Source organism: Blastococcus sp. TBT05-19, from assembly GCF_003319095.1.
Taxonomy (GTDB): Bacteria; Actinomycetota; Actinomycetes; order Mycobacteriales; family Geodermatophilaceae; genus Blastococcus.
The window spans coordinates 104,017-119,761 of record NZ_QOHI01000003.1; the positions used below are offsets into that span (position 1 = coordinate 104,017).

Sequence of the window (15,745 nt, forward strand, 5' to 3'; positions counted from 1 at the left end):
CGTCCGACGCGCGTGCTTCCATGCCCCCATGCAGCACGGACAGCGGGGACCGGTCGTCACGGAGGTGCGGCATGGGTAGGCACACCGCGGCCGACGGCGCCGGGGCGCACCCCCTCGTGGCCGCGGCGCTGGCGCAGCGGGCGGGCGACGGCGGCGGCACCCACCACGGCGGCACGGCGTCCGCGCCGGAGGAGAGCGGTCTCGGCTGGCCCGTGACCCCGGACGCACCCGAGCCGGGCGACGGCGGGCTGGGCTGGCCCGGCGGCGGACCCGAGCAGGGCGCGGAGGACGCGGTGCCCGCGGATGCGGCCGGGACGCGCGCACGGCGCGGCTGGCGCCGGTTGTTCGGAGCGCGCGCCGCCTGAAGAAGGACCCCGTCCCCCTCACCACTCGCAGGCTCGCGGCGAGCCTCTGGACGGGGCCTAAGCGGGGGAGCCGTCGTCCTTGCGGATGCGGCGACCGAGCTCGCGCAGGAACTCCGGGTCGTCGTCGGGCGCCGGCGGAGGTACCCGCCTCTGGGGCGGCCGCGGAGCCCGGCGGGCGGCGCGGTCGGGCTTGCCCGACGCCGCCGCGGCACGGACGACGAGCAGCAGTACGACGACTGCCGCCACGAGCACCACCAGGAACACCACGGGCCCACCCCCTCGTCGGACCCCAGCGTACGACCGCCGGGGATACTCGGTGCCGACGAGCGGGCGATCCGGCTCGCACCGCCTGGACGGAGAACCCCCATCGACGCCGTGGACCAGCAGCTGATCGACCTGCTGCGCGCCAACGGGCGGGCCAGCTACGCCGAGCTCGCCCGCCAGGTCGGGCTCTCCTCGCCCGCGGTGCACGAGCGCGTGGGCAAGCTGGAGGCGGCGGGCGTCGTCACCGGCTACCGCGCGGTGGTCGACCCCTCGGCGGTGGGCCTGGACGTCACGGCGCTGATCGGCGTCATCGAGAGCGACTCGGTCGACGACACCGGCCTGGAGGCCGCCATGCGCGAGGTCCCCGGCATCGAGGACTGCTGGCGGGTGGCCGGCAGCGAGGGCTACGTGCTCAAGGTGCGCGTGACCGACATCCCGGCACTCGAGGCCACCGTCAACGCGTTGAACCGGATCAGAGGGGTGGCACGCACCCGGACGACGGTCGTCCTGTCGACCAAGTGGGAGGGCCGTCATGGCTGAGCAGAACAACCCGGCGAACGCACCGCGGCCCAAGGTCGCGCCCTGGCTGCTGATCTACGTGATCGGCAGGTTCGGCATCGCCGCGCTGCTGGTGCTGATCCTGTGGCAGGTGGGCCTCGGCAGCTTCCCGGGCCTGCTGTTCGGCCTGCTGCTCTCCATGCCGGTGTCCTACCTGCTCCTGCGCCCCTCGCGCGACCGGCTGACCGAGGCGCTGGCCGCCCGGGCCGCCGAGAAGCGGGCGGCCAAGGAGGACCTGCGCGACCGGCTCGCCGGCGAGCGCTGACCCTCAGCTCAGCGCGAGCCCCGCGCCCAGCAGGATCCCGGTGGCCAGGGTGACCAGCCCGGCCCCCTGCAGCGCGGCGATCAGCGCCGGTCCCCGGCCGCCGGTGAGCACCGTGCGCACGGGCGTCAGGGCCAGCGGTGCGGCCAGCAGGCCGAGCAGCGCCGCCGGGCGGCTGATCCCGACGGCGGCGATGACGGCGAAGGCGACGACGAAGAGCCCGGCGAACAGCAGCCGCGTCGCCCGGTCGCCCAGCAGCACGGCGAGGGTCCGCTTGCCGACCTCGGCGTCCCCCGCCAGGTCGCGCAGGTTGTTGACGACCAGGATCGCCACGATCAGCAGCCCGAGGGGCACCGACATCGCGAACGCGAGCCCCTCGAGCGTGCGGGTCTGCACGAAGGTGGTGCCGACCACGGCGACCGGCCCGAAGAACACGAAGACGAAGACCTCGCCCAGCGCCCGGTACCCGTAGGGGAGCGGGCCGCCGGTGTAGGTCCACGCCGCGGCCATGCAGATCGCCCCGACCGCGACCAGCCACCAGCTGGACAGCGCGGCCAGCGCGAGCCCGGCCACCCCGGCGACGGCGAAGGAGACCAGCGCGGCGACCAGCACCTGCCGCGGTGAGGCGGCGCCCGAGCCGACCAGCCGCATCGGCCCGACCCGGTCGGCGTCGGTGCCGCGCTTGCCGTCGGAGTAGTCGTTGGCGTAGTTGACCGCCACCTGCAGGGCCAGGGCGACCAGCAGCGCCAGCAGCGCGGGTGCCGGCCGGAAACCGTCGAGGGCGACGGCGGCGCCGGTGCCCACGAGGACCGGGGCGAGCGCGGCGGGCAGGGTGCGGGGGCGGGCGCCGGCCAGCCACTGCGCGGGGGTGGCCATCAGACCTCCGGGATGCGGGCCGCGACGGCGCGGCGGTCGGGCTTGCCCGTGTGCAGGGTCGGGATGGAGTCGACCAGGTGCAGCCGGCGGGGGGCGGCCGCGGCGCCCAGCCGCTCGGCCACCCAGGGGCGCAGGACGGCGAGGTCGGGGGTGGCTCCCGGCGCGGGGACGACGGCGGCGACGACGCGCTGCCCCCACTCCGGGTCGGGGCGGCCGACGACGACCGCGTCCGCGACGTCGGGGTGCTCCCGCAGCGCCGCCTCGACCGCGGCGGGGGCCACGTTCACCCCGCCGGAGATGACGACGTCGTCCAGCCGGCCCTGCACGGTCAGCCGGCCGTCGGGGCCGAGCGTGCCGGCGTCCCGGGTGCGGAACCACCCCTCGGCGGAGAAGGCGGCGGCGGTGCCCTCGGGGTCGCCCCGGTACCCCAGCGCCAGCACCGGACCGGCCAGCTCGATCCCGTCCGTCACACGGACCTCGATACCTTCGAGCGGCAGGCCGTCGTAGACGCAGCCGCCGGCGGTCTCGGTCATCCCGTAGGTGGTCACGACAGCGACGCCCTCGGCGCGGGCGCGGTCGAGCAGCGCGGGGTCGGTCGCCGCGCCGCCGACCAGGACCGCGTCGAAGGCCCGCAGCGCGTCGGGCTCGGTGTCGAGCCAGCGGCGCAGCTGCGTCGGCACCATCGAGGTGTAGCGGCGGTCGCCGGCCGGCATGCGCGACACCGTCTCGGCGAGCGTGCCGGTGAGCCGGACGGGGGCGCGGTCGCTCAGCAGCGCGCGGCACACCACCTGCAACCCGGCGATCGCCGAGACGGGCAGGGCGAGCAGCCAGCTGCCCGGGCCACCGATCCGGTCCAGCGTCGCGGCCGCGGACGCCCGCAGCGCACCGGCGGGGAGCAGCACCCCGCGTCCGCCGCCGGTCGAGCCGGAGGTGACGACGACGAGGTCCGCCCCCGGCTCCAGGGGCTCCTCGGGACGCAGCACCGCGCGGGCGGCGTCGACGACGGCGGGCGCGCCCGAGGGGAGGACGGCCAGCGGGCGCCCGCCGTCCAGGGCGGCGCGGACGTCGTCGTCCGAGAGCTCGGCCGCACGCACGAGGGTGAGGTACCGAGCCACGAGGGACGAGATTACGTCTGCCCCTTCTAGGCTGATCATCATGACTCCCGCCCCCGCCGCCGCGCTGCCGGCGGGGAGCACCGAGCTGGCGGTCTACGAGGTGCCGCTGCGCACCCGCTTCCGGGGCATCGACGTGCGTGACGGGGTGCTGCTGCGCGGCCCCGCCGGCTGGGGCGAGTTCTCCCCGTTCTGGGACTACGACGCCGCCGAGAGCCGCCGCTGGTGGGCCGCCGCCGTCGAGGCCGCCGTCGACGGCTGGCCCGCACCGCTGCGCGACCGGGTGCCGGTCAACGTCACCGTGCCCGCGGTGGACGCCGAGCGGGCGCACGCGATCGTCACCGCCTCGGGCTGCCGCACCGCGAAGGTGAAGGTCGCCGAGCCGGGGCAGACCGCGGCCGACGACCTGGCGCGCGTGGAGGCCGTGCGCTCGGCGCTGGGGCCGACCGGCGCGATCCGCGTCGACGCGAACGCCGCCTGGGACGTCGACACCGCGGTCACCCGGATCCGGTCGCTGGACGCGGCGGTGGGGCTGGAGTACGTGGAGCAGCCGTGCGCCGGGCTGGACGAGCTGGCCGTGCTTCGCCGCCGCATCGACGTGCGGATCGCCGTCGACGAGGGCGTCCGGCGCTCCGGCGACCCGCTGCGGGTGGACCTGCGCGAGGCCGGCGACGTCGTCGTCCTCAAGGTGCAGCCCCTCGGCGGGGTGCGGGCGGCGCTGCGGGTGGCCGAGGCGCACGGGCTGCCGTGCGTCGTCTCCTCGGCTCTGGAGTCGTCGATCGGCATCGCGGCCGGCGTCGCGCTGGCCGCGGCGCTGCCGGAGCTGCCCTTCGCCTGCGGGCTGGCCACCGTCGCCCTCTTCACCGGCGACGTCTGCTCGGCCTCCCTGCTGCCGGTCGACGGCGCCCTGCCGGTCGTCCGCCCCGAGCCCGATCGGCGGGCCGACGTCGCCGCCGGCGAGGGCACCGCCGCCCGCTGGCGGGCCCGGATCGACGAGGTGCTCGCCGCGTGAACCCCTCTTCCGCCTTCGCGCGCGTGCTGGTCGACGAGCTGGTGCGCGGCGGCGTGACCGACGCGGTGCTCGCGCCCGGCTCCCGCTCGGCTCCCGTCGCGCTGGCCCTCGCGGCCGCCGAGCGCGACGGCCGGCTGCGGCTGCACGTGCGCATCGACGAGCGGACGGCGTCCTTCCTGGCGCTGGGGCTGGCCAAGGCCTCCGGGCGGCCGGTACCGGTGCTCACGACCTCGGGGACGGCGACCGCGCACCTGCACGCCGCCGTGCTGGAGGCGCACGAGAGCGGGGTGCCGCTGCTGGCGCTGACCGCCGACCGGCCGCCGGAGCTGCGCGCCACGGGGGCGAACCAGACCATCGAGCAGGCCGGCCTCTACGGCGGCGCGGTGCGCTGGGCGCTCGACGTCGGCGTGCCCGAGGCAGGCCGCGAGGAGGCGCAGAACCGCTACTGGCGCTCGCTGGTGGCCAAGGCGCTCGTCACCGCCTCCGGCGTGCTGTCGGGCGACCCGGGCCCGGTGCAGCTGAACCTGGCGCTGCGTGAGCCGCTGATGCCCGACGGCGACGACCTCCCCGCGGAGTTCCACGGCCGACCGGACGGCGCTCCGTGGACCGCGGCGCTGCCCTCGCCCGGCTACGCCGCGACCGCGCACCGCCTGCCACCGCGCACCCTGGTGGTCTGCGGGGACGGCCCCGCGATGGCCGCCTCCGGGCTGGACGACGCCTTCCCCTGGCCGGTCGTGGCCGAGCCGAGCAGCGGGCAGTGGGGTCGCGGCCTGCGCGCCGGCGTGCTGCTGCTGGGCGCCGGGGAGTGGCTCGCCGCGCACCGCCCCGACCACGTGCTGGTCGTCGGCCGGCCGACGCTCTCCCGGCCGGTCAACGCGCTGCTGGCCGATCCCGCCGTCACGGTCGAGACGGTCAGCGCCGTTCCCGGGTGGGCCGACGCGGTCCGCGCCAGCGCACGGGTCTCCCGGATCTTCGCGGGTGCCGACGGGGACGCCGACGCGGACTGGACGGCCTCCTGGCGCGCGGCCGCCGACCGGGTGGGGTCCGCCGTCGACGCGGCGCTGGACGGGTCGCCGTCGCTGACCGCCGCGCGGCTCGCCCGTGACGTCGTCGCCGCGCTCCCGGCCGGTGCGCTGCTGGTGCTCGGCTCGTCCACGCCGGTGCGCGACGTCGACCGGCTGGCCGTGCCGCGGGCCGACGTCACGGTGCTGGCCAACCGCGGCGTGGCCGGCATCGACGGCACGATCTCCACCGCGGTCGGGGCCGCGCTGGTGCACCGCGGCCCGGCGTTCGCGCTGATGGGCGACCTGACGTTCCTGCACGACCTCAGCGGCCTGCTGCTCGGCGAGGGGGAGCGGCGGCCGGACCTCACGGTCGTCGTCCCGGACAACGACGGCGGCGGGATCTTCGCCCAGCTGGAGCCGGGCCAGGACCGGTACGTCGCGGACTACCGGCGGGTGTTCGGCACGCCGCACGGGCGCGACCTGGTCGCGGTGGCGGAGTCGCTGGGCTGGGCGGCGTCGCGGGTGCGGTCGTCGTCCGAGCTCGCCGGCGCGCTCGCCCTGGGCGGCCCGCGGGTGGTCGTCGTCGGCACCGACCAGCGCGCCGAGGCGCAGCTGGCCGGCGATCTCCGGTCCGCCGCCGCGGCAGCGCTCCAGGACTGAGGGTCACCCGATCGGGTGACCGGGCGGCCGGTCGTGCGGTCCGCCTTGCCGGGTCGGCGGGACTCGGCGAGTGTCCGCCGCGATGACGAACGCGCGGATCGGGCAGGAGCTCGGGCTCAGCACGCCGGTCGCCGTCCTCTACCTGGGGATGGTGGCGGCGCTGTACGCGGGGCACGCGGTGGGCCTGGCGCTGCTGGTGGTGTTCGGCCCGACGACCTCCGGGCGATCGTCGGTGCTGGTGCCCGTGGTGGCGCTGTCGCTGCTGGTCGCGTGCTCGCTGGTGCTCGCGCTGGTCTCGCGCCAGCTCCGGCCCGGCACGAACCTGCTCCTGCACCCGCTCCGCGCCCTGGCCCTGCTCTACGGGTCGGCGGTGCCGGTGGCCTGGCGCTCGCTGCGCCCCTTCCCGGCCGGCGCCGACGCGGGGCCCGACGGCGGCTGACTCAGCCTTCGAGCGCGGCCTGGAACGCGGCGAACTTCGACTGCGTCTCGGCCAGCTCCGCGGCCGGGTCGGACCCGGCGACGATCCCGCAGCCGGCGAACAGCCGTGCGCCGTCGTCGCCCACGAGCTCGGCGCAGCGCAGCGCCAGCCCGAACTCGCCGTCGCCGGTGGCGTCCAGCCAGCCGACCGGGCCCGCGTAGCGGCCGCGGTCCATGCCCTCCAGCTCGCCGATCAGCGCGGCGGCGTCGGGGGTGGGCGTGCCGCAGACGGCGGCGGTCGGGTGCACCGCGCCCACCAGCTCGAGCAGGTCGGCGCCCGAGGCCCGGCCCCGCGCGGCCTGGGTGCCGACGACGTCGGTGGCCAGGTGGCGCACGTTGGCCAGCGTGAGCAGCTGCGGCTCGGCGGGGGAGTCGAGGGTGTCGCAGTAGGGCTCCAGCGCCCTGACCAGCGAGTCCACGGCGAGCGAGTGCTCGGCGCGGTCCTTGGGCGAGGCCAGCAGCGCCCGCGCCAGGCGCTCGTCCTCCGCGCCCGCGCCGCGCGGTGCGGTGCCGGCCAGGACGCGGGCGGACAGCCGCCGGCCGGTGCGGCGCAGCAGCAGCTCGGGGGTGGCGCCCAGCAGCCCGTCGACGGCGAAGGTCCAGCAGTCGGGGAAGCGGGCGGCCAGCCGGCGCAGCATCCGCCGGGGGTCCAGCGGCACGTCGGAGGAGACGAAGAGGTCGCGGGCGAGGACCACCTTGGCCAGCTCGCCGGCGTCGATCCGCTGGACGGCCTGGGCCACGGCGGCGCACCAGCTCGCCGGGTCCAGCGCACCGTCGGCGTAGCGGAGGCGGGGGGCGGGGCCGTCGTCCAGGGCGGTGGGTACGGGGGCTGTGGGCGCGGTGCCGACGGCGGTGATCCAGCCGACGCCGTCGCGCCGTCCGACCACGACCTCGGGGACGACGAACACCGACGTCCCGGCGACCGGGTCGAAGGCGATGCTGCCGAAGAGGACCGGTCCCGAGCCGGGGACGCCGAGCGCGTCGTCGACGTCGAGGCCGGCGGTGTACTCGTCCCACCAGGCGGCGGCGTCGGCCAGCGCGCGGGGGCCGGTGACCTCGAGCCGCGCGGCCTCGCCCCAGCCGACCAGGCCCTCACCGCGGCGCACCCAGGACAGCCCGCCCCGGGCCGGGAGCAGGTCCAGCAGGTCGCCGGCGGCGTCGGACCGGACCGTGGTGACGGTGCGCGACGCCGCTGCCGGGGAGGTCAGGGCGGCCGCGGTCACGTGTTCAGAGTAGGAGGCCTTGTAGCGTCGATGCCGTGGCAGACCGGCGAGAGACCCAGCACACCGCCGGCCTGAGGGCCGATCTGGACAAGCGCCCGGCCGAGGTCGCGGCCATGTTCGACCGGGTCGCGAAGCGCTACGACGTGACCAACACGGTGCTCTCCGGCGGGCTGGACGCCTCGTGGCGGCGGGCCACCCGGGAGGCGCTGGGCGCGCGTCCGGGGCAGACCGTGCTGGACGTCGCGGCCGGCACCGCCGTCTCCACCGTCGAGCTGGCCGCCGGTGGCGTGCGCGCGATCGCCTGCGACTTCTCCCAGGGCATGCTCCGCGCCGGCGCCGCCCGCCGGGTGCCCAAGGTCGCCGGTGACGCGATGGCGCTGCCGCTGGCGGACGAGAGCGTGGACGGCGTCGTCATCTCCTTCGGCCTGCGCAACGTGGCCGATCCCGACGCCGCCCTGCGGGAGTTCTCCCGCGTGACCAGGCCCGGCGGGACGCTCGTGGTCTGCGAGTTCTCCAGCCCCACCTGGTCGCCGTTCCGGACGGTCTACACCGAGTACCTGATGAAGGCGCTGCCGCGGATCGCCCGTGCGGTCAGCAGCAACCCGGAGGCCTACGTCTACCTGGCCGAGTCGATCCGCGCCTGGCCCGACCAGCCCGCGCTCGCCTCCCGCCTGCAGGACGCCGGCTGGTCCGACGTCGCGTGGTCCAACCTCACCGGCGGCATCGTGGCCCTGCACCGGGGCCGCAAGGTCTGACGTGGAGGTCATCCGCGGGGACAGGTCGTTGCCGGGGCCCTTCGACCACCCGCACGCGTCGGAGGTGGCCCGCCGCATCGCCGAGCGGGGCACGGTGCTGCGCGCGCAGGTGGGCTCGGGAGTGCACGGCACCTCGATCAGCGGGCAGGACGACCGGGACGAGATCGGCATCTGCCTCGAGCCACCGGAGTTCGTGACGGGGCTGGCCCGCGTGCCCTCCGGCCTGTCGACGACGGCGACCGTCGAGTTCGAGCAGTACCACCGGCACACCGTCTGGGACCAGCCGGGCGGCCTGGCGAACCGGTCCGGCGCCGGCGACCTCGACGTCGTCATCTACTCGGCGCGCAAGTGGTGCCGCCTGGCGCTGGCCGGTAACCCCTCGGTCCTGCTCCTGCTGTTCGTGCCCGACGAGGAGGTGGTGCACCGGGACGAGATCGGCGTGGAGCTGGTGGAGGGCGCGCACCACTTCGTCTCGCGGCTGGCCGCGGACCGCTTCCTGGGCTACCTGCAGGCGCAGAAGGCGGCCATGACCGGCGAGGTGGGAGCGCACACCAACCGGCCGGAGCTCGTGGCCGAGCACGGCTACGACACCAAGTTCGCCATGCACGCGCTGCGCCTGGGCGTCCAGGGCGTGGAGCTGCTGACGACGGGGCGCATCACCCTGCCGGTCCCCGAACCCGACCGCGCCTACCTGCGGTCCGTGCGCCGCGGCGAGGTGCCGCTGGCCGAGGTGGTCGCGGCCGTCGCCGACGTCGAGGCCCGGCTGGAGGCCCTGCGCGAGCACTCCGACGTCCCGCCCGAGCCCGACCGGGCCTGGGTCGACGGCTGGCTGCACCGGTCCTACGAGAGGTTCTGGGCCGGGCTGCCCCTGGGGGACGTGAGCCCGCCACCACCGCGGCCGGACGACCTGTCCCCGATCGGCTGACCCACCGTGCCGGCCGCCCGCTACGCCGACCGGCGTGACGCCGGCAGGGTGCTGGCGGCAGCGCTCGCCGGGCGCGCCGACGCGAGCGCCCTCGTCCTCGGGCTGCCGCGCGGGGGAGTGGTCGTCGCCGCCCAGGTGTCCGCGGTCTTCGGGGCGGAACTCGACGCGCTCGTCGTCCGGAAGCTCGGCGTCCCGGGCCACCCCGAGCTGGCGATGGGGGCGATCGCCGCGGTGGGGAGCGCCTTGGAGACCGTGTGGGTCGAGCCGGTCGTGGAGCAGGTCGCCCCCGACCCCGGTGCCGTCGCCGCGGTCCGCGAGCGCGAGCTCCTCGAGCTCCGCCGTCGCAGCGCCGCCTACCGCGGGAACCGGCCGCCGCCGGCGGTCGACGGACGGCACGTCGTCCTGGTCGACGACGGCCTCGCCACCGGCGCCACCGTGCGCGTCGCGATCCAGGCCCTGCGCGCCGGCGGCCCCGCCCGCGTCACCGTCGCCGTCCCGGTCGCGTCGCCGTCCGCCCTCGCCCGGCTGGCCGCGTCGGTCGACGAGCTCGTGTGCCCGCACGCGCCGGACGGGTTCCGCTCCGTCGGGCAGGCGTACGCCGACTTCTCCGAGACGACCGACGACGAGGTGGTCGACGCCCTGGGGCGAGGGGGCGTTGTCAGCTAGGTCACACCCGGGCCTAGACTCGGGACCGAGCACTTTGTGAAGCATTTCACAAAGTGCGGCCGGGCTCGACGACGGAACCGGGGGTGGGAGCGATGACGCAGGCGGCCGAGCACCGTGCCGACGTCGTCGTGGTCGGCGCCGGCCCCGCGGGATCCAGCGCGGCCTGGCACCTGGCCAGCGCCGGGCTGGACGTCGCGGTGCTGGAGAAGGCCGAGTTCCCCCGCGAGAAGGTGTGCGGCGACGGCCTCACCCCGCGCGGGGTCAAGGCGCTGACGGACATGGGCGTGGACACCTCCGGCCCCGGCTGGGTGCGCCGCCGCGGCCTGCGCGTGCACGGCGGCGGCCGGATCGCCGAGGTCGACTGGCCGCGGCTGGACTCCTGGCCCGGGCACGGGCTCGTGCGCACGCGCAAGGAGATGGACGCGCTGCTCGCCGAGCACGCGGTCGGCGCCGGCGCCCGGCTGGTCACCGGCACCACCGTCACCGAACCGCTGCTCGACGACGACGGGCGCGTGACCGGCGTCCAGGCGCAGGCGGGCGGGGACCGCGAGCCGGTCACCTGGCGCGCACCGCTGGTCGTCTCCGCCGAGGGGCTGTCCGGCCGGCTGGCCAAGAGCCTGGGTCTGCTGCGCCGCACCGACCGGCCGCTCGGCGTCGCCGTCCGCCGGTACGTCACCAGCCGGCGCACCCACGACGACTACCTCGACATCGCCTTCGACCTGACCGCCGAGGGCCCGAGCCGGGACTCCATGCCCGGCTACGGCTGGATCTTCGGCATGGGCGACGGCACCGCCAACGTCGGCTACGGCCTGCTCGACACCCGCCGCGGCACCGGCGCCGACCGGCGGGCGGTCCTGCGGCGCTGGCTGGACCTCTTCCCCGACGAGGAGGGGCTGCGCGAGGAGGATGCCGTCTCGCCGCTGCGCGGCGCGGGCCTGCCGATGGCGCTGAGCCGCGGCCCGGCGTACACGCGCGGGCTGCTGCTGGCGGGCGACACCGCCGGCACCGTCAACCCGTGCAACGGCGAGGGCATCAGCTACGCCCTGGAGAGCGGCCGGATGGCCGCCGAGGCCGCGATCGCGGCGCTGGCCGCCCCGTCGGCCGACGCGCGGGAGGCGGCGCTCGAGCGCTACCCGGTGCGGCTGCGCGAGGAGGTCGGTCGCCACCACCGCCTCGGCATGGGCTTCCTCGCCCTGCTCGCCCGGCCCGGTGTCGTCCGGCTCGCGACCGCCCGGGGCCTGCGCCGTCCGAAGCTGGTCGACGGCGCGCTGCGGCTCATGGGCAACCTGACCGACGGGCGGGACGGCGACGCGGTGGACCGCGCGCTGGCCGTGCTCCTCCGACTCACCCCGGCGGTCTGACGTGGCGGCCATGGCGACTTGTCGACCCGACACGAACGCTCCGTGTCCTCATCGTGACCCGGACGTGACCGACCTCACCCTAGGGTTTCGCTGATGCTCTCGACCTACGTCCCGATCGTCGGGCTCTTCGTGCTGGCCGCGGGGTTCGCGGTGTTCTCGGTCGCCGCGGCGCCCTACGTCGGTCCGCGCCGCTACAACCGGGCCAAGCTCGAGGCCTACGAGTGCGGGATCGAGCCCGTGGACCAGCCGCTCACCGGCGGCCGCTTCCCGGTGAAGTACTACCTGACGGCGATGTTGTTCATCGTCTTCGACATCGAGATCGTCTTCCTCTACCCCTGGGCCGTGCACAACGAGGCGCTCGGCGTCTTCGGCCTCGTGGAGATGGCGATCTTCATCGCCACCGTGTTCATCGCCTACGCGTACGTGTGGCGCCGCGGCGGGCTCGAGTGGGACTGAGGGGGAGCTGACGATGGGTCTCGAGGAGAAGCTGCCCAGCGGCGTGCTGCTGACCAGCGTGGAGAAGCTGGTCAACTGGACGCGGAAGTCCTCGCTCTGGCCGGCCACGTTCGGCCTGGCCTGCTGCGCGATCGAGATGATGGCCTCGGGCGCCGGCCGCTACGACCTGGCGCGCTTCGGCATGGAGGTCTTCCGGGCCTCGCCGCGCCAGGCCGACCTGATGATCGTCGCCGGCCGGGTGAGCCAGAAGATGGCGCCGGTCCTGCGGCAGATCTACGACCAGATGCCCGAGCCGCGCTGGGTGCTCGCGATGGGCGTCTGCGCCAGCTCCGGCGGCATGTTCAACAACTACGCCGTGGTGCAGGGCGTCGACCACATCGTCCCGGTGGACATGTACCTGCCCGGCTGCCCGCCGCGGCCGGAGATGCTGATGGACGCGATCCTCAAGCTGCACCACAAGATCCAGCACGAGCCCCTGGGTGCGAAGCGCGAGAAGCAGCTCGAGCGGGCGCGGCAGGAGGGCACGGCCAAGGAGCTGCACGTCGAGATGCCCTCGACGGTCCGCGCGAACAAGGACCTCCGCCGGGCCTACGAGGAGGCGGCCGCGCAGGGCCGCACCGGGCAGTTCGCGATCGAGCAGCGCGGCGGCAACGCGGTGCTCCTGCCGAGCGAGCGGGGGAGCAAGTGAGCGACGACGGCGGGTCGAACGTCGTCCCGGGCCGCGAGGAGGCCGGCTACGACGACGCCACGGCGCCCTCGGGCGGCTTCCGGAAGGGCTCCTTCGGCGTCAGCGGCAGCGGTGACACCTCGGGCTTCGGCGGCCTGGTCCGCGTGGAGCCCGGCGGCGCGGTCGCGCTGCACTCCACCGAGCGGCCCTACGGCGGCTGGTTCGACGAGGTCACCGACGCGCTGATCGAGGCCGTCGGCCAGGCCACCTACGACGCCGCCGTCCAGCGGGTCCTGGTCGACCGCGGCGAGATCACCTACTTCGTCGCCCGGGAGCACCTGCTCACCCTCGCGCAGGCGCTCCGCGACGACGAGGCGCTGCGCTTCGAGCTGCTGTCCAGCCTCTCCGCCGTCGACTACCTCGACAGCGGCGGTCCCGCCGTCGCCCCCGGCCGGCCGCGGCTGCACGTCGTCTACCACCTGACGTCGATGACCTACCGCCGGCGCATCCGGCTGGAGGTCGCGGTCAGCGCCGAGGACCCGCACGTCCCGTCGGTCACCGCCAGCTACCCGACGGCGGACTGGCACGAGCGCGAGACCTTCGACATGTTCGGGATCGTCTTCGACGGCCACCCGGGGCTGACCCGGATCCTCATGCCGGACGACTGGGACGGTCACCCGCAGCGCAAGGACTACCCCCTCGGCGGCATCCCGGTCGAGTACCACGACGCGACGATCCCGCCGCCGGACACCCGGAGGGCGTACCGATGACGACCACCCAGGACCCCTACGCCGGCTCCCGCGAGACCACCGAGGGGCGGGTCTACACCGTCACCGGTGGGGACTGGGACGCCACGCTCGGCGCCGACCCCCACGAGAACGAGCGGCTCGTGGTCAACATGGGCCCGCAGCACCCGTCCACCCACGGCGTGCTCCGGCTCGTGCTCGACCTCGAGGGCGAGACGGTGACCAAGGCACGCGTGGTCATCGGCTACCTGCACACCGGCATCGAGAAGAACACCGAGTACCGCAACTGGGTGCAGGGCACGACCTTCGTGACCCGCATGGACTACCTGGCCCCGCTGTTCAACGAGGCCGGCTACTGCATGGCCGTCGAGAAGCTGCTCGGCATCGAGATCCCGCAGCGGGCCGCGACCATCCGCGTGCTGGTCATGGAGCTCAACCGGATCGCCTCGCACCTGGTCGCCCTGGCCACCTTCGGCATGGAGATGGGCGCCCTCACCGGCATGACCAACGGCTTCCGCGAGCGGGAGATGGTCCTCGACCTGCTCGAGGAGATCACCGGGCTGCGGATGAACCACGCCTACATCCGGCCGGGTGGGCTGGCGCAGGACCTCCCCGAGGGCGCGGTGGGCCACATCCGCGAGTTCCTCGAGGTCATGCCCAAGCGGGTGGCCGACTTCCACCGGCTGCTCACCGGCCAGCCGATCTGGCAGCGGCGGCTCAAGGACGTCGGCTACCTCGACGTCACCGGGTGCCTCGCGCTGGGTGTCACCGGACCGATCCTGCGGGCCGCCGGGCTGCCCTGGGACCTGCGCAAGGTGGAGCCCTACCTCGGCTACGAGACCTACGACTTCGAGGTGCCGACCGCCGACACCAGCGACGCCTGGGGCCGCTACCTCGTGCGCATGTCCGAGGTGAACGAGTCGCTGAGGATCATCGAGCAGGCCCTGGACCGGCTCGAGCCCGGCCCGGTGATGGTCGAGGACCGGAAGATCGCCTGGCCGGCGCAGCTGTCGCTCGGCCCCGACGGCATGGGCAACTCCCACGAGCACGTCGCGCACATCATGGGCCAGTCGATGGAGGCCCTGATCCACCACTTCAAGCTGGTCACCGAGGGCTTCCGGGTGCCGGCGGGCCAGGTCTACGTGCCGGTCGAGTCGCCCCGCGGCGAGCTCGGCTACCACGTCGTCAGCGACGGGAGCACCCGCCCGTGGCGCGTCCACGTGCGCGACCCCAGCTTCGTGAACCTGCAGGCCACGGCGGCGATGAGCGAGGGCGGCATGATCGCCGACGTCATCGCCGCGATCGCTTCGATCGACCCGGTCATGGGGGGCGTCGACAGATGAGTGCACTTCCCGGTTCCATCGAGGGCGCGCTGACCACGGGGCTGGACGACAGCCCCGTGCTGCCCGCCCCGGCCGACCTCCCGCCGCTGACCGAGCAGACCCGGCTCGAGGCGCGGGAGATCATCGCCCGCTACCCGGTGCCCCGCTCGGCCCTGCTGCCGATGCTGCACCTGGTGCAGAGCTACCAGGGCTACGTCAGCCCCGAGGGCGTCGCGCTGTGCGCCGAGGAGCTCGGCCTGACCAAGGCCGAGGTCGGCGCGGTCGCGACGTTCTACACGATGTACAAGCGCCGTCCGACCGGCCGGCACATCGTGAGCGTCTGCACCAACACGCTGTGCTCCGTCCTCGGCGGCCAGCGGATCATGGACGCGCTCTCCGCCGACCTCGGCGTCCACCACGACGAGACGACGGCGGACGGCTCGATCACCCTCGAGCACGCCGAGTGCCTGGCCGCCTGCGACTACGCGCCGGTGGTCACCGTCGACTACGAGTTCTACGACCAGCAGGACGTCGAGAGCGCCCGCGCGCTGGTCGAGGCGCTGCGCCGCGGCGAGAAGCCGCACCCGACCCGGGGCGCCCCGCTCACCGACTTCCGCGGTGTCTCCCGCCAGCTCGCCGGGTTCTCCCAGCACGCCGACGAGGCCGCCGTCGCAGGCGCGGTCGACGCGCCGGGCAACTACGAGCCCACCCTGCGCGGGCTCCGGCTGGCCGAGGAGCGCGGCGAGCACGCGCCGCCCATGACCGGGCCCACCGCGGAGCCGGCCGACGCCGGGGAGCCGCGGGAGACGGTCCGGCCCGCGGGCCGGACGGGCGAGACCCCCGGCAAGGAGGCCGCCGACGCCCGCGTCGCCGCGGCCGACACCCCCGCGGAGAAGGCCGGCGCCGCCGAGGCCCACCCCGACGCCCCCGAACCGGCCGGCCGGTCCCTGGCAGACCAGGACGACGGCACCGACACACCCGCGGGGTCCGAGCCGGGCACGTCCGGCCAGGGTCCGCAGAGGGAGGCCTGACCC

Annotated in this window: 18 protein-coding genes and 1 pseudogene; 15 read left to right on the top strand and 4 right to left on the bottom strand. The window is 75.6% G+C overall.

Annotated elements, in window-relative coordinates:
* The first annotated feature begins 71 nt into the window (after window positions 1–71).
* Window positions 72–365, top strand: a complete 294-nt coding sequence (locus tag DQ244_RS09490; protein WP_113811258.1) for a hypothetical protein — start codon at window positions 72–74, stop codon at window positions 363–365.
* 57 nt (window positions 366–422) lie between these two features.
* Here DQ244_RS09490 and DQ244_RS09495 read toward each other — a convergent pair whose 3' ends face one another.
* Window positions 423–632: a hypothetical protein gene (locus DQ244_RS09495; protein ID WP_113811259.1), complete on the bottom strand. Its 210-nt coding sequence runs from the start codon at window positions 630–632 to the stop codon at window positions 423–425.
* 108 nt (window positions 633–740) lie between these two features.
* Between DQ244_RS09495 and DQ244_RS09500 the strand changes: the two genes are divergently transcribed.
* Both DQ244_RS09500 and DQ244_RS09505 read left to right on the top strand, forming a co-directional pair.
* Entirely contained in the window at window positions 741–1,169 is a 429-nt protein-coding gene (locus tag DQ244_RS09500; RefSeq protein WP_233491291.1) for an Lrp/AsnC family transcriptional regulator, read from the top strand.
* Window positions 1,162–1,452, top strand: coding sequence for a DUF4229 domain-containing protein (locus DQ244_RS09505; RefSeq protein WP_113811261.1), 291 nt, complete (start codon window positions 1,162–1,164; stop codon window positions 1,450–1,452). The genes DQ244_RS09500 and DQ244_RS09505 overlap by 8 nt, the downstream gene beginning before the upstream one ends.
* Window positions 1,453–1,455: 3 nt before the next feature.
* Here the strand turns inward: DQ244_RS09505 and DQ244_RS09510 are convergent, their stop codons facing one another.
* Window positions 1,456–2,325, bottom strand: coding sequence for a 1,4-dihydroxy-2-naphthoate polyprenyltransferase (locus tag DQ244_RS09510; protein ID WP_113811262.1), 870 nt, complete (start codon window positions 2,323–2,325; stop codon window positions 1,456–1,458).
* Window positions 2,325–3,440 carry an o-succinylbenzoate--CoA ligase gene (menE, locus tag DQ244_RS09515; protein ID WP_113811263.1) on the bottom strand — a complete coding sequence of 372 codons (1,116 nt, stop codon included), beginning with the start codon at window positions 3,438–3,440 and terminating at the stop codon, window positions 2,325–2,327. The genes DQ244_RS09510 and menE overlap by 1 nt, the downstream gene beginning before the upstream one ends.
* Before the next feature lie 40 nt (window positions 3,441–3,480).
* On the opposite strand from menE, the gene DQ244_RS09520 reads away from it, so the two are divergent.
* From DQ244_RS09520 to DQ244_RS09530, 3 genes are all read left to right on the top strand, one after another.
* A complete protein-coding gene (locus DQ244_RS09520; RefSeq protein ID WP_113811264.1) occupies window positions 3,481–4,449 on the top strand; it encodes an o-succinylbenzoate synthase in 969 nt (322 codons plus the stop codon).
* The gene (gene menD, locus DQ244_RS09525; protein ID WP_113811265.1) at window positions 4,446–6,113 is read left to right on the top strand and encodes a 2-succinyl-5-enolpyruvyl-6-hydroxy-3-cyclohexene-1-carboxylic-acid synthase; all 1,668 of its coding nucleotides are present in this window, start codon (window positions 4,446–4,448) and stop codon (window positions 6,111–6,113) included. The genes DQ244_RS09520 and menD overlap by 4 nt, the downstream gene beginning before the upstream one ends.
* Window positions 6,114–6,195: 82 nt before the next feature.
* Window positions 6,196–6,552 carry a hypothetical protein gene (locus DQ244_RS09530; RefSeq protein WP_147251496.1) on the top strand — a complete coding sequence of 119 codons (357 nt, stop codon included), beginning with the start codon at window positions 6,196–6,198 and terminating at the stop codon, window positions 6,550–6,552.
* 1 nt (window position 6,553) lies between these two features.
* Here the strand turns inward: DQ244_RS09530 and DQ244_RS20155 are convergent, their stop codons facing one another.
* A complete protein-coding gene (locus DQ244_RS20155) occupies window positions 6,554–7,813 on the bottom strand; it encodes an isochorismate synthase MenF (protein WP_199580324.1) in 1,260 nt (419 codons plus the stop codon).
* 35 nt (window positions 7,814–7,848) lie between these two features.
* Between DQ244_RS20155 and DQ244_RS09540 the strand changes: the two genes are divergently transcribed.
* The 9 genes and pseudogenes from DQ244_RS09540 to nuoE all read left to right on the top strand — a co-directional run bounded on the left by DQ244_RS09540 (window position 7,849) and on the right by nuoE (window position 15,742).
* Window positions 7,849–8,568: a demethylmenaquinone methyltransferase gene (locus DQ244_RS09540; protein WP_113811267.1), complete on the top strand. Its 720-nt coding sequence runs from the start codon at window positions 7,849–7,851 to the stop codon at window positions 8,566–8,568.
* 1 nt (window position 8,569) lies between these two features.
* Window positions 8,570–9,493 (top strand): DNA polymerase beta superfamily protein, encoded by a 924-nt coding sequence (locus tag DQ244_RS09545; protein ID WP_199580325.1) that lies wholly within the window; start codon window positions 8,570–8,572, stop codon window positions 9,491–9,493.
* A 6-nt stretch (window positions 9,494–9,499) separates the two neighbouring features.
* On the top strand, window positions 9,500–10,159 hold the full coding sequence (locus tag DQ244_RS09550; protein ID WP_233491292.1) for a phosphoribosyltransferase: 660 nt from the start codon (window positions 9,500–9,502) through the stop codon (window positions 10,157–10,159).
* A gap of 92 nt (window positions 10,160–10,251) precedes the next feature.
* Window positions 10,252–11,520, top strand: a complete 1,269-nt coding sequence (locus DQ244_RS09555) for a geranylgeranyl reductase family protein (RefSeq protein ID WP_113811268.1) — start codon at window positions 10,252–10,254, stop codon at window positions 11,518–11,520.
* A gap of 93 nt (window positions 11,521–11,613) precedes the next feature.
* Window positions 11,614–11,976, top strand: a complete 363-nt coding sequence (locus DQ244_RS09560) for an NADH-quinone oxidoreductase subunit A (protein WP_199580326.1) — start codon at window positions 11,614–11,616, stop codon at window positions 11,974–11,976.
* A gap of 13 nt (window positions 11,977–11,989) precedes the next feature.
* Window positions 11,990–12,458: pseudogene (locus DQ244_RS09565) on the top strand (NuoB/complex I 20 kDa subunit family protein); the annotation flags it as partial.
* Between the two features lie 202 nt (window positions 12,459–12,660).
* A complete protein-coding gene (locus DQ244_RS09570; protein ID WP_113811271.1) occupies window positions 12,661–13,413 on the top strand; it encodes an NADH-quinone oxidoreductase subunit C in 753 nt (250 codons plus the stop codon).
* Entirely contained in the window at window positions 13,410–14,732 is a 1,323-nt protein-coding gene (locus DQ244_RS09575) for an NADH-quinone oxidoreductase subunit D (RefSeq protein WP_113811272.1), read from the top strand. The genes DQ244_RS09570 and DQ244_RS09575 overlap by 4 nt, the downstream gene beginning before the upstream one ends.
* Window positions 14,729–15,742: an NADH-quinone oxidoreductase subunit NuoE gene (gene nuoE, locus DQ244_RS09580; protein WP_113811273.1), complete on the top strand. Its 1,014-nt coding sequence runs from the start codon at window positions 14,729–14,731 to the stop codon at window positions 15,740–15,742. Before DQ244_RS09575 ends, nuoE begins: the two co-directional genes overlap by 4 nt.
* Window positions 15,743–15,745 lie beyond the last annotated feature (3 nt).

Bases quoted from the DNA above. Each gene is read 5' to 3' on its own strand.
- DQ244_RS09575 (WP_113811272.1), top strand. From the start codon at position 13,410: ATGACGACCACCCAGGACCCCTACGCCGGCTCCCGCGAGACCACCGAG.
- DQ244_RS09530 (WP_147251496.1), top strand. From the start codon at position 6,196: ATGACGAACGCGCGGATCGGGCAGGAGCTCGGGCTCAGCACGCCGGTC.
- DQ244_RS09505 (WP_113811261.1), top strand. From the start codon at position 1,162: ATGGCTGAGCAGAACAACCCGGCGAACGCACCGCGGCCCAAGGTCGCG.
- DQ244_RS09560 (WP_199580326.1), top strand. From the start codon at position 11,614: ATGCTCTCGACCTACGTCCCGATCGTCGGGCTCTTCGTGCTGGCCGCG.
- DQ244_RS09555 (WP_113811268.1), top strand. From the start codon at position 10,252: ATGACGCAGGCGGCCGAGCACCGTGCCGACGTCGTCGTGGTCGGCGCC.
- DQ244_RS09510 (WP_113811262.1), bottom strand. From the start codon at position 2,325: ATGGCCACCCCCGCGCAGTGGCTGGCCGGCGCCCGCCCCCGCACCCTG.
- nuoE (WP_113811273.1), top strand. From the start codon at position 14,729: ATGAGTGCACTTCCCGGTTCCATCGAGGGCGCGCTGACCACGGGGCTG.
- DQ244_RS09520 (WP_113811264.1), top strand. From the start codon at position 3,481: ATGACTCCCGCCCCCGCCGCCGCGCTGCCGGCGGGGAGCACCGAGCTG.
- DQ244_RS09490 (WP_113811258.1), top strand. From the start codon at position 72: ATGGGTAGGCACACCGCGGCCGACGGCGCCGGGGCGCACCCCCTCGTG.